The 24,085-nt window shown below is 66.9% G+C and carries 19 protein-coding genes; 6 read left to right on the forward strand and 13 right to left on the reverse strand.

What is annotated here, in order from left to right:
* Positions 1-6 precede the first annotated feature (6 nt).
* Positions 7-2,814, reverse strand: coding sequence for a carboxypeptidase-like regulatory domain-containing protein (locus Poly30_RS16795; RefSeq protein ID WP_145199606.1), 2,808 nt, complete (start codon positions 2,812-2,814; stop codon positions 7-9).
* 153 nt (positions 2,815-2,967) lie between these two features.
* On the opposite strand from Poly30_RS16795, the gene Poly30_RS16800 reads away from it, so the two are divergent.
* Together Poly30_RS16800 and Poly30_RS16805 are read left to right on the forward strand one after the other, a co-directional pair.
* Positions 2,968-3,648, forward strand: a complete 681-nt coding sequence (locus tag Poly30_RS16800; protein WP_145199610.1) for a hypothetical protein — start codon at positions 2,968-2,970, stop codon at positions 3,646-3,648.
* A gap of 44 nt (positions 3,649-3,692) precedes the next feature.
* Positions 3,693-4,568, forward strand: coding sequence for an alpha/beta hydrolase (locus Poly30_RS16805; protein WP_419190284.1), 876 nt, complete (start codon positions 3,693-3,695; stop codon positions 4,566-4,568).
* A gap of 7 nt (positions 4,569-4,575) precedes the next feature.
* On the opposite strand, the gene Poly30_RS16810 is transcribed toward Poly30_RS16805, so the two are convergent.
* The 7 genes from Poly30_RS16810 to trkA form a co-directional block, all read right to left on the reverse strand.
* Positions 4,576-5,286, reverse strand: a complete 711-nt coding sequence (locus tag Poly30_RS16810; protein WP_145199616.1) for a type 1 glutamine amidotransferase domain-containing protein — start codon at positions 5,284-5,286, stop codon at positions 4,576-4,578.
* A 78-nt stretch (positions 5,287-5,364) separates the two neighbouring features.
* Entirely contained in the window at positions 5,365-6,744 is a 1,380-nt protein-coding gene (locus Poly30_RS16815) for an NAD-dependent succinate-semialdehyde dehydrogenase (protein ID WP_145199619.1), read from the reverse strand.
* Positions 6,745-6,815: 71 nt separating this feature from the next.
* The gene (locus tag Poly30_RS16820; protein ID WP_419190285.1) at positions 6,816-7,712 is read right to left on the reverse strand and encodes a YihY/virulence factor BrkB family protein; all 897 of its coding nucleotides are present in this window, start codon (positions 7,710-7,712) and stop codon (positions 6,816-6,818) included.
* 10 nt (positions 7,713-7,722) lie between these two features.
* Positions 7,723-8,073: a BON domain-containing protein gene (locus tag Poly30_RS16825; RefSeq protein ID WP_145199625.1), complete on the reverse strand. Its 351-nt coding sequence runs from the start codon at positions 8,071-8,073 to the stop codon at positions 7,723-7,725.
* On the reverse strand, positions 8,070-9,215 hold the full coding sequence (locus Poly30_RS16830; protein ID WP_145199628.1) for an alkene reductase: 1,146 nt from the start codon (positions 9,213-9,215) through the stop codon (positions 8,070-8,072). Before Poly30_RS16830 ends, Poly30_RS16825 begins: the two co-directional genes overlap by 4 nt.
* A 130-nt stretch (positions 9,216-9,345) precedes the next feature.
* Positions 9,346-10,845 carry a TrkH family potassium uptake protein gene (locus Poly30_RS16835; RefSeq protein WP_145199631.1) on the reverse strand — a complete coding sequence of 500 codons (1,500 nt, stop codon included), beginning with the start codon at positions 10,843-10,845 and terminating at the stop codon, positions 9,346-9,348.
* Complete coding sequence (gene trkA, locus Poly30_RS16840; RefSeq protein WP_145199635.1) at positions 10,842-12,191, reverse strand: Trk system potassium transporter TrkA; 1,350 nt, start codon at positions 12,189-12,191, stop codon at positions 10,842-10,844. The genes Poly30_RS16835 and trkA overlap by 4 nt, the downstream gene beginning before the upstream one ends.
* Positions 12,192-12,217: 26 nt before the next feature.
* Here trkA and Poly30_RS16845 point away from each other — a divergent pair, with 26 nt between their 5' ends.
* Positions 12,218-12,847, forward strand: coding sequence for an anthranilate synthase component II (locus tag Poly30_RS16845; RefSeq protein WP_145199638.1), 630 nt, complete (start codon positions 12,218-12,220; stop codon positions 12,845-12,847).
* On the opposite strand, the gene Poly30_RS28590 is transcribed toward Poly30_RS16845, so the two are convergent.
* The gene (locus Poly30_RS28590; RefSeq protein ID WP_419190286.1) at positions 12,786-13,610 is read right to left on the reverse strand and encodes a hypothetical protein; all 825 of its coding nucleotides are present in this window, start codon (positions 13,608-13,610) and stop codon (positions 12,786-12,788) included. The two genes, Poly30_RS16845 and Poly30_RS28590, sit on opposite strands and share 62 nt — an antisense overlap.
* A gap of 64 nt (positions 13,611-13,674) precedes the next feature.
* Between Poly30_RS28590 and Poly30_RS28595 the strand changes: the two genes are divergently transcribed.
* The 3 genes from Poly30_RS28595 to Poly30_RS16860 all read left to right on the forward strand — a co-directional run bounded on the left by Poly30_RS28595 (position 13,675) and on the right by Poly30_RS16860 (position 18,074).
* Positions 13,675-14,664, forward strand: coding sequence for an ABC transporter ATP-binding protein (locus tag Poly30_RS28595; protein WP_419190287.1), 990 nt, complete (start codon positions 13,675-13,677; stop codon positions 14,662-14,664).
* A 23-nt stretch (positions 14,665-14,687) separates the two neighbouring features.
* Positions 14,688-15,428, forward strand: coding sequence for an ABC transporter permease subunit (locus Poly30_RS16855; protein WP_419190288.1), 741 nt, complete (start codon positions 14,688-14,690; stop codon positions 15,426-15,428).
* A gap of 348 nt (positions 15,429-15,776) precedes the next feature.
* Positions 15,777-18,074, forward strand: coding sequence for a hypothetical protein (locus tag Poly30_RS16860; RefSeq protein WP_145199646.1), 2,298 nt, complete (start codon positions 15,777-15,779; stop codon positions 18,072-18,074).
* Between the two features lie 13 nt (positions 18,075-18,087).
* Here Poly30_RS16860 and Poly30_RS16865 read toward each other — a convergent pair whose 3' ends face one another.
* From Poly30_RS16865 to Poly30_RS16880, 4 genes are all read right to left on the reverse strand, one after another.
* On the reverse strand, positions 18,088-19,431 hold the full coding sequence (locus tag Poly30_RS16865) for a glycosyltransferase family 2 protein (RefSeq protein ID WP_145199649.1): 1,344 nt from the start codon (positions 19,429-19,431) through the stop codon (positions 18,088-18,090).
* Complete coding sequence (locus Poly30_RS16870) at positions 19,428-20,930, reverse strand: HlyD family secretion protein (RefSeq protein WP_145199652.1); 1,503 nt, start codon at positions 20,928-20,930, stop codon at positions 19,428-19,430. The genes Poly30_RS16865 and Poly30_RS16870 overlap by 4 nt, the downstream gene beginning before the upstream one ends.
* Complete coding sequence (locus Poly30_RS16875) at positions 20,927-22,342, reverse strand: TackOD1 domain-containing metal-binding protein (RefSeq protein ID WP_145199655.1); 1,416 nt, start codon at positions 22,340-22,342, stop codon at positions 20,927-20,929. Before Poly30_RS16875 ends, Poly30_RS16870 begins: the two co-directional genes overlap by 4 nt.
* Positions 22,343-22,587: 245 nt before the next feature.
* A complete protein-coding gene (locus tag Poly30_RS16880; RefSeq protein ID WP_145199658.1) occupies positions 22,588-24,000 on the reverse strand; it encodes a pyridoxal phosphate-dependent decarboxylase family protein in 1,413 nt (470 codons plus the stop codon).
* Between the last annotated feature and the right edge of the window lie 85 nt (positions 24,001-24,085).

Genomic DNA, 24,085 nt, shown 5'->3' on the forward strand with positions numbered 1-24,085 from the left:
TAGCGGCTACTTGTCCTCCTGCGCCTCACTCCGTTCCACTTCGATCGTGACTTCCTGCTCGGTCAAGCTTCCGCTGAGTACCTTGAGCTTCTGCTCACGGGGGGCGATTCCCTGCGCCGTCACCTTGAGCCGAAGCTCCCTCCCCGTGGCCACGCCCTCGAAGAGGAACTCGCCGAACACGTCGGTCGTGGCGACTCCCGGCGTGCTCACGGCCTGCGTGGCTGACGTGCCGCCGGTCGCCGCCGCGCGGAGAATGCCCGTCTCTATCTTGGAGGATGGAAGACCGCGAGCCCACAGCTCGACCGTCGCCCCTTCCACTGGATCGCCCGTCCCTGCGCGAAGAACTCGGCCGTAAATCCGCGTGTCCGGGAGCTCGAGAACGACAGGCTCCATTCCCCGGACCACCTCGATCGGAAACGGTGCGGGCATCGCCCTGGACTCATGCTCGACCATGACGAAGTAGATGTAACTGGGCACCCCTGCGAAGCGGAATCGTCCGTCCCCCACCGTGACGGTCCGGAGCGCGGATGCGCCTGCCCCGGGAGTCGCGAGTCCCCTGCCCGTGCGTACGTGAAGCGTGACGCACACCCCTTCCAGGCCCACTCCGTTCTGGATGACGCGCCCCTCGAACGTCACCGGAGCCCGCAGCTCCAGCTCGACGGTCGCCTCCCCCGATAGCGGCGCCTGGACCACGCGCTTCGGATACCGGAACGGGTCTTCGGAGTCCTGGCGGGAGATGTCGCGCACCTCGGGTGGAATCGCCGCCACGATGTGGGCCTCTCCCGGGAGACCTCTGAACCTCACGATGCCCGTCTGCCCCGTCACCGCGAATCGATCAGCGGCCGCTCCGGGAGTCGCCGACTCCCTCTTGAAGTCCTCCAGCTTCAGGATCCGTACTGTGATTCCGGGGACCGGACTCCCACTCGGCGTGCGAACCTTGACCTCGACCGTGGCGCCGCGCGTCAGCTCCAGCGTCACGACATCAGGGCCGCGTTGGATCATGATGGGCTCGGAGTCCAGATAGCCGTCGGCATGGGCTGCCAGCCAGAAAGCCGAGCCTGCCGCAGGCGCGCAGAGCTCCCCCATCCCGTCGTCGCCAGACTCCGCGAAGGCGACGTGGCTGCTTCCCCAGCAGGGATCACCCGACGCGGCCATGCCTCGAAGGACCTCTTTTCGGATCTCGAGCACCGAGAGGTACACGCCTGCGCCTTGCAGTGGCGTGAGGATTCCAGAGTCCACGACGCGAACGCGGACCGGCGGATCCGGCGTGAGCAGCATGTCGCCGAAGTCCGTCGTGCGCCCCTTGGAGAAGGGCACGCCGAGCCGAACGAATTCGGCGTAGCCCGAGGCCCGGATCCGCAGGTTCGCCTGCGCCTCCTGGGATCCGAGCTGCGCCGCCGCGTCGAACTCGAAGCGTCCGCCCGGGTGATGTCGCTTCACCGCGCCGCCTTCTTGCAGAGGCCGCGCCGGGAACGGGGACTCGTTCGCGGGCGCCGCGCCGATCGAGACCGTGTAGTTCGTGAGCGGCACCGGCTCGCCGCTGGCGGACGGGACCATCACCCGGCCGCGGCCGGTCGCGCGCGGCTGCCATTCGAGCACGGCCGACCGCAAGCCCGCGACCGACTCCACGCCGCGGATCTCGGGTACCGGCGCTCCCGCGGCGCGCTGCTCGCTGGTCTCGGCTTCGACCGCGCTCAGCCAGACCGGGCCTTTGGCCACGAGCCCCGTGACCGTGAACGAGCCGTCTCGCGGATCGACCTCGGCGAAGCGAGGCCTGAGCGCGCCGTCGCTTCCGCATGCGGAGGCCAGCTGCCGGGCAGAGATCCGAATTCGGCGATCCTGAGGGAGCCCCGTCACGCTCCCCGAGACGCTCGCCCCGTTCCGCACGACGACGCGGAGCGGAGCGCCTCCCGAGCTCTCGAGCGCCTCGCCTCGCACCGTCACCGTGGGCGCTGCAGCCGTATCGACGAGCAGCTCGAACGGGCCCGAGCGGACCTCGTCGCAGCGGAAGCGACCCTCGCCGTCGGTCACCCCCACGTCGAGTCCGAGCCCCTCCGCACGCCACACGACCGATCCACGCGCCAGCGGCTGGTGCAGGGTGAGCTTAGCGCCGGCGATCGGCGCGCCATTCCCGTCCTCGACGACACCACGGAGCACCGCTGCGCGCTCCAGGCGCACCTCGCCGAGATCGTGGGGCCGGACGTCCGAGACCGTGACGCCTTCGATCCGCCGCGGCACGAAACCCGGCTTCCGGATCAACCCCGCGAGGTCAGCCCCGGGCTGCAGGCGAACCAGCGGCAGCTCTCCGCTGGCGAGGTCGCGCTCCTTCCCGGAGATCCGGATCACGCCGCCGCCCTCGGTGGTGCAGGTGACCACACCGGCACGACGAGGGTCGGGGAGGAACTCGAAGCCCAGCGGGACGCCTCCCGCCTGGAAGTTCCGCCGCGTAGAGAACAGGCACTCCGCCCCGTCGACGGGCTGGCCGTCGGCACCCACCACCCGTCCGACCAGCTGGGGCCCGTCCGTCCGGGTCCGGACCGTTCGCAGGCGGTCACTTGCCGTCTCGTCGCCGGACACCGATAGGGCCATGGACGGCGCTGTTCTGGCCCTCCCTCGGGACTCTTCTTCCGGGTTCGTGGCGACCTCGAGATCGGGCTCCCCAGGCTGCTGCGCCACGTTCATGACCACCGGGGCTCGGGTGGACTCGACTCCGAGCCCACCCTCGCCAGAACGGCTCACGAACCAGCCGAGGGCCAAGAGCGCCCCCGCCAGAGAGAGCAGCAGAGCCAGGGATCTTCGGGTGGTTACGGGCATCGGAGGATGATTAATGAGGTCGGAGCGGCCGTCAGGGAACCCCGGGACGACGCTCCGCCGAGTAGATTCCACGAACCTTTCGTGCCAGAGGGCCTTTCCGACGATACTCAGAGGGTCCCGAAGCCGCATCGCCCCTGACCCGCTATCCCACCCATGGACCGCCGTCACATTCTCCGCCGATTCGCCCTGCCGCCCTTCGCGCTCTTATCCCTCTGCGCCCTCCTGGCGCTTGCCTCCTGCTCGGGCACCCGCAAGGTCACGGATCCGGTCCTCAACATCCGGACGTCGGGTGGCGAGGAACTCGGGGTCTCGACCGAGTACGGCGTCGTCTTTCTCGGCAAGCGCGCCGAGCGCGGCGAGGTCGAGGTCGAGGCCTGGTTCGGCGATGGGCCTAGCATCGAGCGCTCGGTCATCGAGCCGGTGGGCGGCGGCCTCTTCACGGCCGAGATGGACATCGAGCTGCCCCAGGTCCCGATCTCCTTCACGGAGCCGCGGGACGGCGAGACCCTGGAGATCATGGGTCGAAAGGGCGGTAAGCGCTGGACCACCCTCGCGCGCGTCCGGACCGACCCGCGCGTGCTCGGGCTGCTACTGGAGATCTCGGGCGGTTTTCCGGACGATCCCGACCAGGTGGGCGCAGGCGTGTACCGCAAGACCGGGAAGTTCGAAAGGGAACTCGTCGGCCTCGTGACCGGCAAGATCCAGCTCGAGCGGAAGGGTTCGATCCGGAAGTACCTCGCCGTGGCCGGCCCGAGCGTCATGTGGCGCTTCGCGGCTCACCGTCGGGACCTTCTGCGCAGGAAGCCGTTCGTGTACCGCGAAGACATCCTGTGATGTCGCCCATGGTCGAGATGGAAGCCAAGCATCGAGTCTCCCCCATGAAGCTCAAGACCCTCGCGGCGGCGTCCATGGGCGCCGCCGCTCTCGTTGCGGTGTGGGCTGCGGCCTGTCGCGGAACCCAGATCCTCAACACGACGTCCTCGAACGACGTCTACGAGCTGAGCGCTGACATCGTCTACGGGGAGAATCCGCGCCAGAGGCTCGATGTCTACCGCCCTTCGTCCAGCGGCGCGCAGCCCGCACCGGTCATCGTGTTCTTCTACGGCGGCGGATGGCGAGAAGGCGATCGCGGGATGTACGAGTTCGTCGCGTCCTCGATCACGCGTGAAGGATACGTCGTCGTCATCCCCGATTACCGACTCTTCCCGGAGGTCCAGTTCCCCGCGTTCATCGAGGATGCCGCCGAAGCCGTGGCGTGGGTCCAGCGCTCCATCGCTGGCCACGGCGGCGATCCTGATCGGATCTTTCTCGCCGGGCACTCCGCGGGGTCCCACCTGGCCGCCATGGTGGCGCTCGACCCGAGCTACCTGAAGAAGGCGGGCGGCGACGCAGGCCGGCTCGTGGGCTTCGTGGGGCTCTCGGGCCCCTACGACTTCCTGCCGCTCGACGAAGGGAGCTATCTTCAGGAGCTGTTCCCTGCGGCCACCCGTGACGCGAGCCAGCCCGTGAATCACGTCCGTGACAGCGGAGAGCCGCCTCTTCCGATGCTGCTCGTGCACGGGACGGACGACGAGCGCGTCTGGCCGAAGAACAGCCGCAACCTCGCCGCCGCCGCGCGGGAGGCGGGCGGCGACGTCAAGCTGAAACTCTACGAGGGCGTCGGCCACAAACGCGTGGCCGCCGCCCTCGCTCCCCTGCTGGAGTTCACCGCCGATACGCGAGCCGACATCCTCGACTGGCTCGCGAGGCGATGAGCTTGGCTCAACGGATGACCGGGATCATCTGAACCAGGGCCTGGGCAATCGCCTCCCCGAGGGGCGCGGCAGACGCGGGGTTTTGCCCGGTAAGCAGCCAGTCATCCGCGACGACCTTCGACTGGAAGTTGTCCGTCGGCTCGACGGTGGCTCCAAGCTCCTGCAGCTTCGACTGAAGCATGAACGGAACGACGTCCGCTTTCTCCGCCTCGCGCTCTTCGCTGTCGGAGAAACAGGTCATGCGCTTGCCCTTGACGAGCGGCTCGCCGTCTGCATTCTCGACGCCCACGAAGGCCGCAGGGCCGTGACAGATCGAGGCCACGAGGCCGTCGCGCTCGCGGATGCTGCTGACGATGCGCTGGATCTCAGGGTTGTTCGGGAAGTCCCACATCGTCCCGTGGCCTCCGGGGAAGTAGACGCCGTCGAAACTCTCGGGGTCCACATCGGAGAGCTTGGTCGTGTTCGAAAGGCGCTTCATGAGGTCGTCGTCGCCGAGGAACCAGGCATTCACCTTGTCCGACGTGTCCTTCGCGTCGATCGGCGGCTTACCTCCCTTCGGGCTGGCCAGCACGAATGGAATGCCGCGCGACACGAACGTCTCGACGACGTGGGTCAGCTCGGCAAGGTGGAAGCCAGTCGTCTCGGAGGTATCGCCGAGCTGCTCATGGCTGGTGAGAACGATGAGCATCTGACGGAGGGGTTGTTCGCTGTTCTTCATGTCTCGAAGTAGAATCCATGCACCTAACGCGCGTCTCAGGGCTGCATGGAAACGGGCGAATCCCCCCCAGAAGACCCGTCAACCCATCACCAGGATGGACTTCGTGTTGACGAACTCCTTGATGCCGAAGCCGCCGTGCTCGCGGCCGAATCCCGAGTCCTTGACGCCGCCGAACGGCATGGTCGGTGTGGCGAGTCCGAAGCCGTTGATGAAGACCATCCCGGTATCGAAAGACCGCTTGGCGAGCTCGACCGCACGGTCCTGGTCGCGCGTGATGATGCCGCCGCCGAGCCCGAAGCGGCTGTCGTTCGCGATACGCATCGCGTCGTCCGCGTCCCTGGCACGGATCAGCGAAGCGACCGGTCCGAAGAGTTCGTCGTCGTAGGCTGGCTGCCCGGGCTGGACGTCGGAGAGTACGGTCGCAGGATAGTAGTAACCCTCGCCCTCCGGGATCTTGCCGCCGCATAGGATGGTTGCGCCCCTCTCGACGCTCTCTTCCACCTGCTCGTGGAGCGTCTTCCGCAGATCCTCGCGAGCCATCGGCCCCATGTCGGAGCCGTCGTCGCGGGGATCACCAACGGTGAGCGCATCCATCGCCTGGACGAACGCGTCGCGGAACTCCTCGAAAACCTCGTCCACGACCACGAACCGCTTCGCTGCGATACAGGTTTCGCCGTTGTTGTAGGTTCGCCCCTTCACGCAGATCTTCACGGCCTTTTCGATGTCCGCGTCGGCGAGCACGAGGTACGCGTCGTTGGAACCGAGTTCGAGCACGGTCTTCTTCAGCGCACGGCCCGCCAGCTCGCCGATCTTACGGCCGGCGTCGCTACTGCCCGTGAGCGTCACGCCGCGCACGAGTTCGTGCTCGATGAGACCATCGGAGACGTCGTGATCGATCACGATCGCCTGGAAGAGGTCCTCGGGCAGACCCGCATCGCGGTAGACCTTGGCCAGGAGCTGACCCGATCCGGTGACGTTGGAGGCGTGCTTCAGGAGCACACCGTTACCCGCCATCAGGTTGGCGATCGAGTAACGGACGACCTGGTAGGCAGGGTAGTTCCACGGCTGGATCCCATAGATCACGCCGAGGGGTGCAAATTGAACGTGACCTTTCTGGCCCTTCGAAAGCTCGCGTTCTTCACCGGCCAGCTCGGAGGGACCGTGCTCCGCCGTCCATTCGCAGATGCTCGCGCAGAGATCGATCTCCTGGCGGCTCTGCTGAAGAAGCTTGCCCATCTCGTCCGTCATCAGCTTCGCGAGTTCCTCGCGCTGGCTCCTGAGTTCCTGGCCGATCGCTTGGATGATGGATGCGCGGGACTCGAGGCTCTCGTGGCGCCACTCGAGAAAGGCCGCATGGCAGGCCTTCAGGCGCGCTTCGACCGCCTTCTTGTCGAGCTTCTGGTAGGTATCGAGGGCCTGGCCCGTGGCAGGATTAGTCGTCTGAATGGAGTCGCTCATGGTGGTTCTGGGTAGGGGTTGGACATGAAGCCTCCCCACCCATCTCCAGCACGACCCAAGCCCGCATGAACTCAGCTTGAAGTGGCCGGTTCTCCGCCGATCACCCTCTCGACTCGCACCGCGTGCTCGTTCGGCACGGGTAGACGCCCCTCCTCGGCCAGCCACGCCTGCGTGAGTTCGGACCCGAACAGCACGAGGATGCTGGTGAAGTAGACCCATGCGAGAACGACGATGGCCGAGCCCGCCGCTCCGTAGTCCGAGCCCAGCCCTTTGGCGGACAGATAGAAACCGATGAGCGCCTTTCCAGCGCTGAAGAGGAGGGCCGTCAGGAGTGCACCGCCCCACACATCGCGCCATCGCATCGTGACATCGGGCAGGAACTTGAAAACGGCCGCGAAAAGGGCGGAGAACACGCCGACTGACACGAAAAAGTTCAGCCCACGGGCCCAGAGGGTCGCCGATTCTCCCAGCCCGAGCGCGCTGATCGCGGTGCTCGCGGCGAGTGAAACCAGCACCAGGAAGGCGAAGACGCCCAGCAGGCCGATGGAAAGAAATCGCTTGCGTGCCCACGCCATCAAGCCCGCTCCAGGCTTTGCAACCACGTCCCAGACCTCGTTCAGCGCCGCCTGGAGCTGGCCGAAGATGCCCGACGCCGCGAAGACGAGCGCAAACGTACTGATGATGGCGGAGACGCCGTGAAACTGAACGCGTCGGTCCGCGCTGTCGAGCACCGTGTCCACAAGTTGCCCGCCAGCCGCGCCGACGAGGCCCGTCGCCTCACCGCGCAGCATGGCCTCGGCGTCGTTGCCGATCAGCCCGAGAAGCCACAGCAAGAGCACGATCATCGGCGGAAGCGAGAGCGCGGTGTAGAACGCAAGCGCCGCAGCGTAGGTCAGCACCCGATCTCGACCGACGTCGAGGAACGCGCGCTTCAGCACGCGCCAGAGAAAAGGAAGTCGCTTCACCATGGAGGGCTGGCTACTGCTGGTCCTTCTGCTCACCCGACCGATGAGGCGTCGACTGCGTGTCGCGATAGTTCTCCACCCAGCCATCGGGAGCCTGGTCGGCACTCGATGAGTCCGCGGGACGGTCCCGATCCGTTTCGGTGGCTTTGACGCGGATGTCATTGGCCACGGCCACGCTCCCGCGTACCGAGCGCGCGAGCACGCCCGCGCGGTCGCGGTCGCTCTCCGTCGATGCCTCGCCGGCGAGCCGCAGCACGCCGGTCTCCGCATGGATGCGCAGGTTGTCGATCGAGATCGTCGCGTCGCCCTCGATCAACTCGGTCGCGCGCTCCTTCAGATAGATATCCACTTCTTCCGTGCTCATCGGTTCTCTCCTCGCGTGTCGTGAAGCGTCGGGTAGTCGGTATAGCCCTCTTCCCCGCCGCCATAGAAGGTGTCGTGGTCAGGCTCGTTGAGCTCGGCGTCCTGCGCGAAGCGCTGGACGAGATCGGGGTTCGCGATATAGGGTCGGCCGAACGAGATCAACTCGGCGTCGCGCTTGGAGATGGCCTCGTTGCCCCGCTCTTTCGTGTAGCCGCTATTCAGCATCAGCGGTCCGCTGAACCAGGAGCGAACGTCCGCCGTGGGGACTTCCAGGTCTTCCTCGGCGCCCTCGTGCGCATTGCCCTCGATGAGGTGGAGGTAGGCCAGCCCATAGCTGTCCAGCTTCTCGACGAAGGCGCGGAAGAGCGCCCCCGGATCGCTATCCCCCATATCGTTGAAGTCGGAGCACGGCGAGATACGAATGCCGACTCGGTGGGCGGGCCATACCTCGAGGACCGCTTCGAGGACCTCGATCGCGAACCGCATGCGGTTCTCGATCGGGCCACCGTAGTCGTCCGTGCGCTGATTCGAGCGATCCTGGAGGAATTGATCGATGAGGTAACCGTTGGCCGCGTGCACCTCGACGCCGTCGAACTCGGCCGACTTGGCGCAGACGGCGCCGTGCTTGTACTGCTGGACGACGTCGCGGATCTCCTCCACGGTCAGCGCATGCGGCTCGACGAAGGGCTTCTTCCCCTCCTCGGTCATGGCCTCTCCCTCGGGCTTCACGGCGCTGGGAGCGACGGGCAGTTCGCCGTTCTCCTGGAGGTCGGGGTGTGAGATTCGCCCGACGTGCCACAGCTGCGCAAAAATTCGCCCGCCCTTGAGATGGACGGCGTTCGTCACCCGTCGCCAGCCGGAGACCTGCGCGTCGGTGTGGATTCCCGGCGTATTCGGGTAGCCAAGACCACGCCGCGTGACCTGGGTGGCTTCCGTGATGATGAGACCTGCGGACGCCCGCTGGCCGTAGTACCGAGCGTTCATCTCGGTGGGCGCCAGCCCCTCACCTGCGCGATTGCGAGTCATGGGCGCCATGACCATGCGGTTGGGCAGCCGGAGGTCGCCGAGCGTGAACTCCCGGAGGAGCGGATCGGTGGACGGGGAATCGGCGCTGGTGCCGGAGGCGAGCGTGGTGTCGGTCATGGGGTAAGAGGGGTCAGGGCCGCGCGACCGAGGGCCGCAGCGGCGGGTGGTACGAGCCTGACCATCCCCCAACCGCCTAAGGCGGGCCTCAAGACTCTCTCCAGAATCCCTGACGTGACCGGTCGCCCGACTACCGCTTCCAGAACGTCGGCATCAGGAGCACAACGAGCGCATAGAACTCCAGGCGACCCAGAACCATGCAGAGGGAAAGGACCATCTTCGAGACCTCGTGGAGACCCGCGAAGTTCTGAACAGGACCGACCTGACCGAGGCCGGGGCCGACGTTGTTGAGCGTGGCGATGACCGCCGTCGCGCTCGTCTCCAGGTCCGTTCCGAAGGATGCCAGGACGGTCGTCGCAGCCAGGAACACGGCCACCCAGAGCACGAAGTAGCCGGTCACCGACGCCACGACGCCCTCGTCGAGCGTTTCGCCGTCCACCCGCACCTGATCGATCACCCTGGGACGCGCCATCTTCCGCACGCTGACGAAGGCGGCCTTCACCATGATGACGACGCGGACGATCTTGAGTCCGCCCGCCGTCGAACCGGCGCAGGCGCCGGAGATCGCGATCAGCATCAGGAGAATTCGGCAGTACTGCGGCCAGGCGTCGAAGTCCTCGGTCGCAAAGCCCGCGGTCGTGATCACGCAGACCACCTGGAACAGGCTGTCGCGCAAGGCGAGCAGCGGACTGCCGTACTCGGGAAGGCCTTCCGTGTGCCACAAGACAGCGCCGATGCTGAGCGTGGAGAACGCGACGATGCCCAGGAAGAGGCGCGCTTCCAGGCTGCCGTAGAAGCGGTTCCAGGCGGGCTTGATCCGGCCCTTGGGCCCCCCCCGGAGCAGCGCGTCGTAGATCGTGAAGTTCAGCGCCGACAGCAGCATGAACGCCACGAGAACGATCTCGATCAGTCCTGAGTCGTAGTAGGCGATGCTCTCCGAGTGGTTCGAGAAGCCGCCGTTGGCGATCGTCGAGAACGTGTGAATGACCGCGTCGAACGGCTCCATGCCGACGCTGAGAAGGGTGATCAAGAGCCCGGTGCTGAGAAGGTAGTAGATCTTCGCCAACATGATGGCCGAGTCGCGCACGCGCTGGTGCGCGGCTTCGCGGCTGACGCCTGGCACCTCCGAGCGGAAGAGGCTGCGCCCCCCCGTCGGGAACAGCACCACGAACACCATCACGATACCGAAGCCGCCGAGCCACTGGCTGAAGCAGCGCCAGAAGGCGATCGCGTGGGACATGCCGTCGATCTGCTCCCCGGACATGATCGTCGAACCTGTCGTCGTCCATCCGGAAACGGACTCGAAGTAGGCGTCGACGAACGACGTGAGGGTCCCGCTGAAGAGATAGGGCAGCGCGCCCGCAGCGCCCGCCACGATCCACGCGAGCCCGACGGTCGCGAGCCCCTCGCGCCGGTAGTACTTGGGGCGTCCGTTCTGATCGTGGGTGGCGTCGCGGAAGACGAAGGCCAGAAGGCCGCCGGTCAAGAAGCTGACGGCCGCAGCGGCGACGAAGCTCCACATGGCCTCCTTCTCGTCGTAGCCCAGGCCAACGCCCGCGGAGATCATCAGAAATACGCTGACGATCATCAGAACGATGCCGAGCATCTTCGCTACTGCGCGGAAGTTCATCGGTCGCGCAGGAGCTTCTCGACCTCGGGAATCGCTTCGGACTTCGCGAAGACGATCAGGGTGTCGCCGTCTCGGACGACGGTGTCGCCCGCGGGGACGGTGACCTCTTCGCCACGGACGATGGCGCCCAGGACGACGCCCTTGGGCAGCCCCAGCTTCTTCACCTTGGTGGGTTCGTGCAGCACGGTCACGAACTCCAGCACCTCAGCCTTGCCGCCCGCGATCACGGCGATGGCGTCGAGTGAGCCAGCCCTGACGAACCGCATGATGGCGTTGGCCGACGCGATCCTGGGGCTGACGATCTGATCGACGCCCTCGAGGAAGTCGAAGATCTCGGACAGTCCAGCCCCGTCGATCACCGCCACCGTCCGCTCGACCCCAAAGGCCTTGGCGAGCTGGCAGGCCACGATGTTCTTCCCGTCGTCCTCGGTGGCGGAGACGAAGACACTGGCGTCACCGATCCCTTCCTCCTGGAGCACGTTGCGGTCCATGACGTCGCCGACGAGCACTTTCAGCTTGCCGTTGCACTCCAGGTCGAAGGCGCGGGCTTTCGCCTCATCGCTCTCGATCGCGATGACGTTGAGGCCGCGCTCCGTGCTGAGGGACTTCGCGATCGCGCGTCCGATGCTGGAGATGCCGTAGACGACCACGCTGCGCTTGTAAGCGACCTTTTCACCGGCCGTTTTCTCGAAGGCGTCGAGGCCCTTCTTCGTACCCATCAGATAGACCTGATCGCCGATCATCAGTTCGGCATCTCCGGAGGGCACCTCCAGCTCGCCGCGGCGCGAGATCGCGGCCACCAGCACGCCGCTCGGCATCCGGATCTCGCCGAGGGGAGCGCTGGTCAGCTCGGACTCGGTCCGCAGGGGCAGCCGCCGCATCTGGACCTTGCCGTTCGCGAAGCTCTCCACCTCCAGCGCGTGGTGCTCCCGCACCATCTCCTGGACCTTGTCGGCCGCGAGCTGCTCGACGGAGATCTCGATGTCGAAGCCGAGCGTGTCCTTGTAGAAGTAGCGATAGCTCTCCAGGATCCGGGTGTCCTTCAGGCGGACGATGACCCGGCGCGCCCCGAGGCGCTTGGCGATCACGCTGGTCAGGAGGTTGACGTGGTCGTCGTCCGCCACGGCCACCACGAGGTCCGCCGTCGAGGCGCCCGCGTCCATGAGCACATCCGCCCGCGTCCCGTCCCCCCGGTAGGTCTGGAGGTCGAACGACTCGGCCAGTTTCCGCGCCTTGGCGGGGTCGGGGTCGACGATGGTGACAGCGTGCTGCTCGCGGCTGAGGATGCCGGCGATATGCTGGCCGACCTCGCCGGCGCCGACGATGACGATCTTGAGAGGGTTCATCTTTGCGCGAATGCTACAACTCGGGCGTGATCGTCGTTATCGACAACCGGGACTCCTTCACGTTCAACCTCGTCCATGAGCTCCAGCGGCTCGGGGCCGAGGTGCGCGTCCTCCGCGGGAGAGACGCCGGATCGGCCGATGCCATGGCCTCCGGCGTGAGCGGCGTGCTCATCGGCCCGGGTCCGGGCGAGCCCTCAGGCGCCGGCGGCTCGGAGGAGATCATCCGCGCTCGCTGCGACGTCCTGGTCGGCCCGCCGATCCTCGGGGTCTGCCTCGGGCACCAGGCGCTTGCCACCGCGCTGGGCGGGCGACTGCGCCAGGCCACCGAGCTGGTCCACGGCTCGACGCGGCCGCTGATCCACTCCGGCGAGGGCCTTCTCGCCGGGCTCCCGAGCCCCTTCCCCATGGCGCGCTACAACTCGCTCGTCATCGAGGAGTCCACTCTCCCTCCCGCCCTCGAGATCACCGGCCGAACGCCGGACGGCGACATCGCGGCCATCCGCCACCGGACGCTGCCGCTCACGGGTGTCCAGGGCCACCCGGAGTCCATCCTTTCGGTCGAGATCGGCGGGCGAACGCTCCTCGAGAATTTCGTCAGGCTCTGCGGGGCCGATCCGGCTCGACCGGCTCGGTCCACTCTGGCCACGGGCCCGTGATCGGTCGCATCTCCTCGCCGTCACGCGTCCTGAGGACCTTGCGCGTGACGAACTTGTACACGGGTTTTCCTGTCCTCATCCAGAGGAGCGGGATTCCAGTGCGCTTCATCCGAGCGGAGTCCGGGACGCTCTCTTCCTCCGGACCGCGGCCGTCGCGGGTGTAGCGGCGACGGTGCTTCTGGATGTGCCGAAGGTCGTCGCGGCAGCGCGCCACGAACCAGCGGCCCTCGATCCCGCTGGTCGGGCGCCTCGGGTGCAGGGTCGCCAGCTGGAAGTCGATCAGCACGGGTCGCCCGTCCGGCGCGACCACGATGTTCTGCTCCTTGTGGAGGTCGTTGTGGCAAACGCCGGCGCCATGGAGCTCCCTGGCCGCCTCCTCCAGCAGGGTGAAGAAGTCGCGGGGCAGGTGCGTCGCGCGGTGCAGCGGGAGGCCCTCGGCGAAAGGCCTCAAGAAGACGTCCTTCGGGCGCGGCACGAAGCCGCGGCGGGTGGGCATGGATCGGAGCGCCGCGAGGACCTCGGCAGGCACCGGCGGCGCCTGGGCGATGGCGGCGGTTCCCGCGTCGCGTAGAGCGCGGAGAGCCCGCTCCTCGCGGCGAGCCAGGAGGCGAGCCACCAGGCCGGCTCCGAAGCGACCCCGCACGACGCGGCGGATCATCCGAACAGAAACCGACTCCGGGCCATCGGGTGCCGCGGGATCGCACCAGGAGACCAATTCGACGCAGCCAAACACGTCGTGTTTGAGCTCGTCTTCGATACGCACGCCTTCCACGGTCGGTACGTTACCTGCCTCCGTGGCCCTCCGACTCCCCCGACCGGCACCTTCCGTGAACTCGACCCGCTCCGCTCCTCCCTCCGAGAGAGCCCTGACCCCCGCCGCCGCTCGCACCGGCCTTCGTTCCCCGGGCTCGATCTCCGTACGGGGCCTCACCCAGAGCTTCGGGGACAAGGTCGCCCTGGCGCCTCTCGACCTGGATATCGAGCCAGGCGGCGTGATCGGCCTCCTGGGCCCGAACGGCAGCGGCAAGAGCACGTTCATGCGGCTCCTCGTGGGCCTCGTCCCCCTCCAGGCCGGCGAGATCTGGGTCGACGGCCTTCGCCTCGAAGGCGACGGCGTCGAGATTCGCCAGCGCACCACCTACGCGCCCGGGGAGCTCCATCTCTACGGGGAGCTCAGAGGACGCGATCAGATCGCGTTCCTGCTGCGGGGTCGAGATCGCGCCACCCGACGGCGCGCGGAAGCCACCGCCGAGGGCATGGGCCTTCCGCTCGACAAGCGCGTCCGCGGCTACAGCCACGGCATGAAGCGCCAGCTGGTCTTCGCCGCCGCCATGGCCCCGGACGTTCGGATCCGCATCCTGGACGAGATCTCGGAGGGCCTCGACCCTGCGAAACGCAGCGAGGTCCTCGATCTCATCGAGGCCGACGCCAAGAGCGGCACGACGATCCTCCTCTCCTCCCACCACCTCGGGGAGGTGGATCGCTCCTGCGAGCGCCTCGTCTTCATCAACGCGGGCAAGCTCATCGCCGACGAGACCGCATCGTCCGTTTCCGAACGGGCCGCGCGGATCGTCCGCGTGACCTACCCCGAAGGCGTCAACCTCGACGATGTGCCGCGGGCCCTCGGCGAAAGCGTCGCCGAGTCCATGCGCGTCGAAGGGCGCCAGCTCCACGTCATGCTCGAGACGGACGATCCGCGCGCATTCCTCGAAGCGCTCGGCGCGAACCGCTCGTTGCCCGCGCCCGTCGCCATCGAGCACGGCAAGCTATCGCTTCGGGAACTCTACCGATCGCTCTACGGCGTGGAGGGCACCTGATGATCCGCGGATGGAAAGGATATGTGGTCTACGGGCTGGGCTTTCTTCTCGTGCTCGAGATGATGCTGGCGGCCGCGATCTACTGGTGGCCGAGCTTCGCGGAGAACATCGGCAAGTACAAGGTGATCGCGTCGCCGATCCCGATGCTGAAGCAGCTCGTGGACCAGGTGGACCGCGGCGGCGTCGCGGGCTACGTGGTCGGCCAGCACTTCTTCAAGGGCTGCGCCACCCTCGGCACCGCGGCCGCGATCCTCTTCGCCTCGGGCGCGGTCGCGGGTGAGGCGCACCGGGGCACGATGGAGCTCTGGCTGGCGCGACCCGTCTCACGCCTCCGGCTCCTCACCGAGCGCTACGTCCTGGGCCTTCTCGCCGTGATCGTTCCAGTCTTCGCCTCCAGCTACACGATCCCGGCGCTCTTGACGCGGGTCGACCAGACGATGCAGTGGAGCGACCTCACGCGCTGCTCCATCCACATGGCCGCGTTCCTGGGCGTCGTCTACTCGATCGCCTTCCTGTGGTCGAGTCTGGGCTCCGAGCCGCTTCGGATCAGCTTCGTGATGCTCTTCGCCTCGATCCTGACGTTTGCGATCTACATGGTCGAGACGATCACGAACTACTCGCTGTACCGGATCGTCGACATCGAGGTGTTCATGGAGATCGTGATGAGAAACCGGCTGGACTGGCGCTTCGTGGGCCCGATGCTCGCTATCTCCGCAGTGCTCTATCTGCTCTCCCTACGGGCCTTCCAAAGACGCGTTCCCTGATTCGAGCCGCGCGCTCGCGGACTCGCATTCGAGACCCCTGCCCGGCCACATTGAGACACGGAGACCAATTCCTTTCCATGTTTGGCCGAGGATCCAAGGGAATCCCTCCGGTCACGGGCGGGGATCTCCCGAAGACGCAAGCAGACTCCTGGACCCGCATGATTCTATTCACGGGCTGGCACCACCAGCACGTGAATGATTCTGGCCAGGCAGTTCCATGCGAGCGAGTCGAAGTGTCCGTCCAGATCGAGGGGATTGTGGGGAATGAGAAGTGAATCGAGCGCGCGTCCCGGACGCGCGCAAGTCCTCGGTGTGGCCTCGGCCACGCTGGCCGTCGGGGGAATCCTGATGGTGGGATTCATTGAGGGGCCAGCCTTGAGCGGTGACGCGGACGGGAAGGACGGGCTCACGGCCTCCTTGCCCGACAGCTTCGCGGCGTCGACGGTTACCACGCGGATCGTGGGACGTGACCAGGCCACACCCAATGAACCGGAGCCTTTCCAGGCTGCGCCAGTCCCCGCGCGCGTGGAAGATCCGCTGTCCGGGGCCTCTCTTCCGGAAGAGTCGCCGGTGCCGGAGGATTCAGGCCATGAGACCGAGTCGCGCCATGAATCTGACTCGCAAGAGACCCCCTCCACCAAGAGCGGACCACCGAAGAGTGCGCCAGAGAAGCGCGCGCAGGCGCGGGACCGCATGAGCGCTGCCAACCAGCGTGCCCGCTGGATCGCCAGGGAGGTCTCCAGTCAGCCGATCGCCACAGCGGCCGCTGCCCAAAGGAACGACGCACGTGAAGAGTCCCAGGCCCAGCCCCGTCGGGGCGCTGGCATGGGAACCTCCCAGACACCAGGCACGGAACCCGCGCTTGCCCCATGGAGCCGGTCGAACGCGGGAAGCCCGGCCGCCGCTGCTCCTCGCCAGGTGCCCTCCACGGCGGAACCGAAGAACGTTGACCCAGGAGCACCTGCACCGAATATTTCCAGCAGCGAGGTCCTCGATCTCGGACTTCGCCAGCTACTGTTCGTCTGGGACAGCTCCGTCGTCCTCGACGAAGCTCGCAGCGCCGAGCTCCTGGCCTTCGCCGCCCAGCGGGGCTTCGACACCCTCGCCGTCGAGGCGACGGCCGTCGGCTACCACGACGCAGCGCAGACGGGCGCCTTCGAGCGATTCACCGAGGACGCACGCGGCCTCGGCATCGAGACCTTTGCGCTGATCGGCTACCCGTGGTTCACCGTATCGGCGGGGGCAAGCCTGCCGGGCCAGCCGACCTCCAGCCTTGAGGGCCTCGCCGTTCTCGAGACCATCGTACGGACAGGATTCTTCGACGGGATCGTCGACGACAGTCATCCCTACGGCGTCGAGTACGAGTCCGGTGGAGAAACGCGCAACTGGCTCTTCGACGAGCCAGCGGCCGCGGGCCTTGACCTGCAGGCCTGGCTGCGCTCCGCCAAGGCGGTTGCGGGTAGCCTGCCCCTCGTGAAGACGACGCCGTTCTGGTTCGACTCGCACCCGGCACTGCAGGATATCGTCGACCTCGACGGACAGGGGTTCTTGACCCTCGCTCACCTCGTCGCGAGGGAAGTGGACGCGACTGCGGTCCTTGCCTATCGCGATGATTTCAACGGTCCGAACGGGATCCTCGAGCTCGTCTCGGGCGAGATGACCATGGGCCCGGCGATCCTCACCCTCGAGACCGGCGATCTCGGCGCCGATCTTGACTACCTGACTTTTCACGAGGAGGGCCTCCGACCCCTCGAAGCCATGATCGAGCGGCTCAGCGCTGAACTGGGCACCTTCTGGTCGTTCCGCGGCGCAGGTGTCCACCACTACGGCCCACTCGACGTCATGGCAGACGAGCTCCTGAGCGAGGAGTCCTTCGGCTTCGTGGGCTTCGACTCGGTGGCCGCACAGAACGGCGCCCTTATCGATGCGTACGACTCCAGCCTGGGCCGATACTACGACCAGATGAGCTACCAGAGCGCCATCGGGACCGTCGCAGTCCTGGGTCAAGGTGCGGTCGTCTCCAACGGCGACATCAAACTGTCCGGCGGCGCACGCGTGTACGGGGACGCCCGAGCAGGCACGGCGGGGTCGGTGACCGAGGGCTACGGTACCGTGGTGACCGGTGAGGCGACTCGCATCGCGAGCCCGCTCGTGCCTCCGGCCGTCGAGAGGATCGATCTCGTGAATGACGACGAAGTCTCGCTGAGGTGGAACCGCGAAGAACGCCTTGCCGGCGGCGCCATGCACTTCAAGCGGATTCGCCTCGACGGCTATGCCGGGCTGACGATCGAAGGCCCGGCCGACATCGTCGTCGACGACCTGCAGCTGGGTACCTATGCCTGGATCTACTTCGACGTGGCCGAGGGGCCAGTGACACTCACGGTCAACAAGAAGCTCGAGCTTGCCAACTACGCCTGGATCGCTCCAACGAGCCTTCAGGCTCGGGACCTCACCATCCGCTATGCCGCCAGCCGAAGAATCCAGATGAACTACGGATCGCGGCTTCTGGGCGACATCCTCGCACCCAAGGCCGACATCTGGCTCGGTAGCGCGGCGGAGATCTACGGGCGCGCCCAGGCGAAGAGCCTGGACCTGCAGTACGCGGCCGAGCTTCACCTGGACCTGGACCTCCTCCGCGTTCCCTGATGACGAGCGACGCTCAGTAGCGCGGCGCGTTGTTCCAGGCCGAGTTCGGCAGGAACGAGTCCTCGTACTTCGTTCGAAAGATCTCGCGCAGTAGCGCGCGGATCTTCACCCAGCGCATGAGGGCGCGGTAGAAAGGCATGACGAACGCCGCCCCGAGGAGCCCGATCACGTCCTTCGTCCGCGTCGAAACGATGGCGATCGCCACCAGCGGAAGCGGCGCCAACAGGAGGTAGAGCGCGGTCGAGGTCAGTACCACGAACGACCAGAGCGAGAAGCCCTGTGCGAGGAGCCAGACCACGTAGAACGGGTACATGAGTGGCAAGATCGTCGAAAACACGAGCTCACCCCACATGCCATAGGCATAGCCTGCGGTGCTCTTCGAAGGCCGCAGCAGGCGTCCGTGCTTGGCGAAGTACGCACGGTAGCCGCCGCGGTCCCAGCGGTTGCGCTGCTTGATAATCACCTTCCAGGAGTCGGGAACGTCCGTGAGCGCGACCGCTTCCGGCGCGAACGTGACGCGCCAGCCCGCCTTGACGAGCCGCAGGCAGATGTCGCCGTCCTCCGCGAGCTCCGGATCCCAGCCGCCGATATCCAGAAGCGCAGACCGCCGAAACGCGCCGATCGCTCCGCTCGCCTGGAGGGTACTCCCGGTCATGCGGCTCCAGCGCTTGTGCAGATCGATGCTGACCGCGTATTCGATCGTCTGAATCCGAGTGAGCAGGTTCTTCTCCCGGTTCCGCACGAGCACATTGCCGGCGACGATTCCGATCTGAGGATCGTCGAAAGGCCGAACGAGCGCCTCGATCAAGCCCTTATCGAACGTCGTGTCCGCGTCGAGCGAGACCAGAATGTCACCGTTCGCGAACCGCATTCCGAGGTTCGAGGCGGTCGGTCGTCCGCTCCGCCCGATCTCCTCGTTGTTGCGGATCACGCGTATGACTCCCTTCCTGGCGTAGCGCTTCGCGATCGCGTAGGTCTCGTCCTCGCTGTGGTCGTCGACGACGATGATCTCCAGGTTGGGATAGCCCTGGTCGACGAGTGATCGGATGCACGCTTCGATGGACTCGGCCTCGTTGCGACCAGCGACGACCACCGAGACGGAAGGCCACTTGCGCTGGAACTGGGCGCGGTTGGAACGCGGCGCCATCTCTCCGGCGCCGGTCTCCCCCGGCTTCCTGGAGAGCTTCTTCCAGGAGGTCGCCACGAGCGGGACATAGTACTGCGGCACCTCCAGGAACAGAACAGGGGCAAAGAACAGCATCCAGTCTGCCCATCCGCTCTGGGAGAGGCGCCCTGACCAGTTGTCGACCCACTGATCCGCTCCCACCGCGAGCGCGCTCAGGATCTCGCCGATCATCTCTGGAACCAGCCGAGCACGCGCTGCTTCAGGGCAGTCCAGCGATCCGTCTGGAAGGCCGCCTTGATGCGCGCGTTGGCGCTGAAAGGCGAACGCTCCTCGTCGAGCGTCAAGGTCACGGCCACGCGGGCCTGGCCGGAAGAGCGCCCCAGCTGCTCCGGCGCGTCGATCCAGACGTGCCCGATCGAGTGAATGGTGGCCGGGGCGACCCGGCCGTCCGCGGGGCAGTGAATGCTGCAAGGGTCGCCAACCGCCAGCGCCGAGGTCGCGCTCGGCGAGGCGAAGATCGTGATCTCGCACGAAGCGCTGTCGTGGAACCGAGCCAGAGCCGTCCCTGGCCCGACGATGGAGCCCTCGAGCACGAGGATCTCATCCACGACCCCCGCCGTGGCTGCCAGCAGCGTTCGATCGCCGAAGACCTGAACGTGCGAGCGGTAAGCCGCTTCCGCGAGACGAACGTCGGCTTCGAGTCTGGCTCGACGAGCGCTGCGAATCGCCTCCGGTCGCACTGGCTCGGCCGTCCCGAGGGCCTCGTGGTGGGCGGCTTCCGAGGCCCAAGCCGCGGCGCGTCCGCGGGCTGCCGCTACCCCCGCTTCCGCCTCGGCAATGCGAGCCGCCGACACGGTGATCTGCTGCGCCTCGCGCTCAAGCGCAGCTCTCGCCAGCTCCATGGCGTTCGTGCGCTCCACGTCAGCGAGATCCTGCCCAGCGCGCGCCGTGGCGAGTCGCGCGGCCTCAATCTCGGCCGCGGCCGTCGCGTCCTCGGCGACGCGCCGGGGCCGAAGGCCCTCCGCCGCTAGCTCTGAAGCGCGCGCTTCTTCCGTCTTCGCCTGGCGAGCTTCCAGCTCGGCGCGATGAAGGTCGAGGAGCTGCTGAGTCTCGGTAGCATCATCTGCAGCCTCGAGCGCGGTCAGCGCTTGCCGCGATTCTGCCGCCGCGGCCTCCGCCAGCCGATACTCTTCGCGTCGCACGACGACGACCTGCGCGAGCCGCCGCGATTCCGCGAGCTCCAGCGCCTCGCTGCGCCTTGCGGACGCCACCCTGTCGACACGTTGCTCGTGGCCGCTCGCCTCCAGCTCGCCGCCCGCATCGAACCAGGCCAGCTGAGCAAGACTCGCGTCCCACGCAGCGCGAAGCTCGGCGCGCCGGCCGTCCGGCACCGTAGGGGTGAGCTCGACGAGTGCATCCCCCACCTCGACCGAACCGCCGGCACGGACGGCCCACGCTCCGACGCGTACCTGTGCGGGCGCTGTCAAAGTGACGACGCTCGATCGAACGAGACCGTCCGCCACGATTCGGGTTCCGGCCGCCGTCGAGATGGCGCCGACCGTCACAAGGGCCACGAAGACCAGGAACCCTGCGCGGCGGAAACGGCGCAGCCATATCTCGCGCTCGCGGCGCTTGACCGCCTTGGTGTCGAGCTTGTGAATCCGCGTTTGCTGGAACGGGCTCGCGTGCACCGAAGGACGAACATGCCGCAGTCGCTGGAGGCTCCTCACGGTTCCACCTTCAGCATGTTCGAGTCAGGGAACAGGAAGCGCCTCACCTCTTCGATCGGCTGACGGCGCTCGGCCCAGGTGGCCACCGTCCAGGTTGGCACCAGGTCGTTTCCGCTGCGATCCACGAACGACATCTCGTTGAGCTCGGCGAAGAGACGCCGACGGACGATGGCGGCGCCCGCCTCGTCGGCTTCTGGCATGAGAATGCCGAGACGGGACGCATCGAGTCGCGTCACCAGATCCAGGGACCGCAGGGATCCCGCGAGCATCACGCAGAGCTCGCGAAGAGTGGATGCCGTCCAGTCGCGAAAGATCGGCACGGTGCGGCCATGCCGCTCGAAGGACACGGTCGCCGTCGAGAAGGCCGTCGCGTGGCGACTGAGACGGACGAGTTCGCGTTTGATCTCGAACTCCAGGAAGTCGCGCGTGGCGATCTTGAGCTCGGCGTCGTAGAGAATCGAGTCGACCTCGAGGCCGGTCAGACGTCCGAGTTCGACGGCGCGGTTGGCGAGCGGCGTAGGCGAGTACGTGTAGATGGCGCGCTGCGGCGCCTCGTGCCCGGCGCTCTCCTTGGAGCAGGCAAGGCATTGGGCGCCGATCTGCGGCTCCTCGAAGAGTGACTCACAGTGACGGCAGACGTAGGTCTCGTGGGGCCGGTCGAAGTCCTGGCCAAGCTGAAAAAGCTCGCGCCTGCACTTGGGACAGGCGAGTTCGATCCCGCTACCGAACTCCGACTCGATGCCGGTGTAGCCGCACCGAAAGTGATGAAGAACGCGTTCGACCTTGAGGTCGATGGAGTCGCACCGCGGGCACTGCTCGCGGAAGTTGAGGTGGCAGCGCTCGCACTCGCTGCAAACGTGGATCCGGTTGACGAGCGTACGCTGAAAGAGGCCGAGGTCGCTGAGTTCTTCCAGCGCGCGGATCGTATCGCCTGGCTCCATCGCCAGCTTCTCGTCGGCGAACGGGTAGCGATGCCCGAGGGGTGAGGTCGGGTCCAGCTCGGGCGCGAGGCGGGAGGGATTGTGGGAGAGGAGCGCCGCGAGAAGCCCGAGGCTCCGCCCCGCCTCCGTGCCCCCGTCGATCCCGCAAGGCGGACAGGCCTGGCCGGCGGCGAGCGCGACTGGAGCGGCGAGGATGCGCCGTTCCAGCTCCAGAGAGAGCGCCTCCAGCGAGGCGGTCACGGATTGCTGGTTCCTGAGCTCCGACTCGCCGGCGAGCGCGACCATCTCCAGGACCTGGCGGGCGTCATTCGCCGCGGGACCAGAAGGCGCTCCCGGGCTCTCCAAGAGTTCCTGGAGCGCCATCAACAGGTCACGAAGAGCTTCCGGAAGCTCTTCGAACGTATCGCTGCTCGCTTCGATCGCCTCGATCGAGCGCTGGAGCAGAGCCTGGGTAGCTCTTGGGGATGCCATGGGATGAGGGAGTGCGCCCCGGGGATAGCCGGCTGGCTGGGGAACATCCTGGGGATCGGCCCATCGCTTCCCCTCTCTGAAGGAAAGCAGCTGTCCCGCTTCGGATGAGCCCCCAGCGCCTCATTCCGATACCGGACGAGGGCTTCCCCTTTCCGATGGTCTCGCGGACGGCACTCGGCGGAAGGCCCATCAGCTGCGCCATCGGCGCGCGACGCTGAGGGCCCGACGGAGCGAATACCAAGGGCTCAAAACACGACGCCGAGGCGACCAGCGGTTGCCAAGCGGAGCTCTGCTGCCACCTCTTTGAGCCGGTCCATCAGAGCGCGCAGGTCCTCGTCAGTGGCCTGTCCATTGACCAGGACCAGCCGAACGACCGCACGACCATCTACGAGCGCATAGCCGACCATGGCCAGCCCGCGTTCGGTCAGCTGCTGGCATAGCTCCTCCGCCGAGACGCCTTCCACGGCGAAGCAGACGTTGATGAACTCGGGGTCGCGCACGAGCTCGAGGTCCGGCGCGTCGCGGACGATCTGGGCGGCGCACAAAGCCAAGCGGCGGAACCGCGCCAGCCGCTCCGCCAGCCCCCGGTGGCCGAGGGCCTGCCAAAGCGTCCAGAGCTTCAAGGCGTCGTTCCTGCGCCCACATTGAATTGAGCGCGTCCCGGGGTTCAGGGTCGAGTCGTCCCCCTGGAACAGGTAGCTGGCGTTCTCGTCGAGGCTCTGCGCCAGGAGCCCTCGCTCACGCACCAGGATCACCGAGCAGCTGAGCTGAGCCCCCATGAGCTTGTGCGCATCCCAGGCCACGGAGTCCGCGCGGCCGCAGCCCGAGAGCAGATGGGCCTGGCCCGGATCGAGGACCGCCGAGCCGCCGTAGGCGCCGTCGACATGCATCCAGAGCCCGAACTCCTCGCAGACATCCGCGATCTCGTCCAGTGGATCGAAGGCGCCCAGAACCGTCGTCCCTGCGGTCGCGTTGACCATCATAGGCTGGTAGCCCGCGGCCAGATCGCCGCGGACGGCCTCTCGAAGCGCAGCGCAGTCCATGCGCCCGCGCGCGTCCACGTCGACGCGCACGAGGTGGTCCGAACCGATGCTGAGCATCGAGATCGCTTTCGTCACGGAATAGTGGCTCTGGTTCGAGGTGTAGACGCGCAGGCTCGGTCCGCGTAGCCCCTCAGTCCGCGACTGCGGACGCGCTCGGTCCCGCGCGAGCAGCATGCCGACCAGGTTGGAGAGTGACCCCCCGGGCGTAAAGACTCCGTCGGCGTCCTCGAAACCCACGCGCTGCCCCATCTCGCGGATCAGCTCCAGCTCCACCAGAACCTGGGCCCCGCCCACCTTGTAGGTGTACATGGAGTTGTTGAGCGCGGCCGCGACGGTCTCGCCCAGAAGAGCAGCCGGCTCGCGCCCCCCGAACAGCTGGTTGAAGAACGCGCCAGAAGCCGTGGAGGGCGTGTACTTGACCAGCTGGCTGAGCCGCTGTCCCACCGTCTCCAGATCCTGCCCTTCCTCGGGCAAAGCAATCTCCAGAAGGGAACGCAAGACATCGGGGTCCTGGGGCCGCACCACGGGCTCGCGGGCCTCCTGCGCCTGCCGCTCCAGGAGAATCCGGGTGAAGAGGTCGGCGACGTGTTCGAGCGGATCGAGTGGAGAGTCCATGGCACCTGGCAAGCCACCAGGAGGGCGGCGATGGGGCCGAATACCCTAGCAGTCTGCGCCACAGAATGCGATTCCGCGAGCACCG

It is taken from the genome of Saltatorellus ferox, from assembly GCA_007751475.1.
In the GTDB taxonomy this organism is placed as follows: domain Bacteria; phylum Planctomycetota; class UBA1135; order UBA1135.

Coding starts and splice junctions, on each gene's coding strand:
- Poly30_RS16800 (WP_145199610.1), top strand. CDS start 2,968: ATGGACCGCCGTCACATTCTCCGCCGATTCGCCCTGCCGCCCTTCGCG.
- Poly30_RS16810 (WP_145199616.1), bottom strand. CDS start 5,286: ATGAAGAACAGCGAACAACCCCTCCGTCAGATGCTCATCGTTCTCACC.
- Poly30_RS16865 (WP_145199649.1), bottom strand. CDS start 19,431: ATGATCGGCGAGATCCTGAGCGCGCTCGCGGTGGGAGCGGATCAGTGG.
- Poly30_RS16880 (WP_145199658.1), bottom strand. CDS start 24,000: ATGGACTCTCCACTCGATCCGCTCGAACACGTCGCCGACCTCTTCACC.
- Poly30_RS16815 (WP_145199619.1), bottom strand. CDS start 6,744: ATGAGCGACTCCATTCAGACGACTAATCCTGCCACGGGCCAGGCCCTC.
- Poly30_RS16825 (WP_145199625.1), bottom strand. CDS start 8,073: ATGAGCACGGAAGAAGTGGATATCTATCTGAAGGAGCGCGCGACCGAG.
- trkA (WP_145199635.1), bottom strand. CDS start 12,191: ATGAACCCTCTCAAGATCGTCATCGTCGGCGCCGGCGAGGTCGGCCAG.
- Poly30_RS16820 (WP_419190285.1), bottom strand. CDS start 7,712: ATGGTGAAGCGACTTCCTTTTCTCTGGCGCGTGCTGAAGCGCGCGTTC.
- Poly30_RS16875 (WP_145199655.1), bottom strand. CDS start 22,342: ATGGCATCCCCAAGAGCTACCCAGGCTCTGCTCCAGCGCTCGATCGAG.
- Poly30_RS16860 (WP_145199646.1), top strand. CDS start 15,777: ATGGTGGGATTCATTGAGGGGCCAGCCTTGAGCGGTGACGCGGACGGG.
- Poly30_RS16830 (WP_145199628.1), bottom strand. CDS start 9,215: ATGACCGACACCACGCTCGCCTCCGGCACCAGCGCCGATTCCCCGTCC.
- Poly30_RS16835 (WP_145199631.1), bottom strand. CDS start 10,845: ATGAACTTCCGCGCAGTAGCGAAGATGCTCGGCATCGTTCTGATGATC.
- Poly30_RS16805 (WP_419190284.1), top strand. CDS start 3,693: ATGAAGCTCAAGACCCTCGCGGCGGCGTCCATGGGCGCCGCCGCTCTC.
- Poly30_RS16795 (WP_145199606.1), bottom strand. CDS start 2,814: ATGCCCGTAACCACCCGAAGATCCCTGGCTCTGCTGCTCTCTCTGGCG.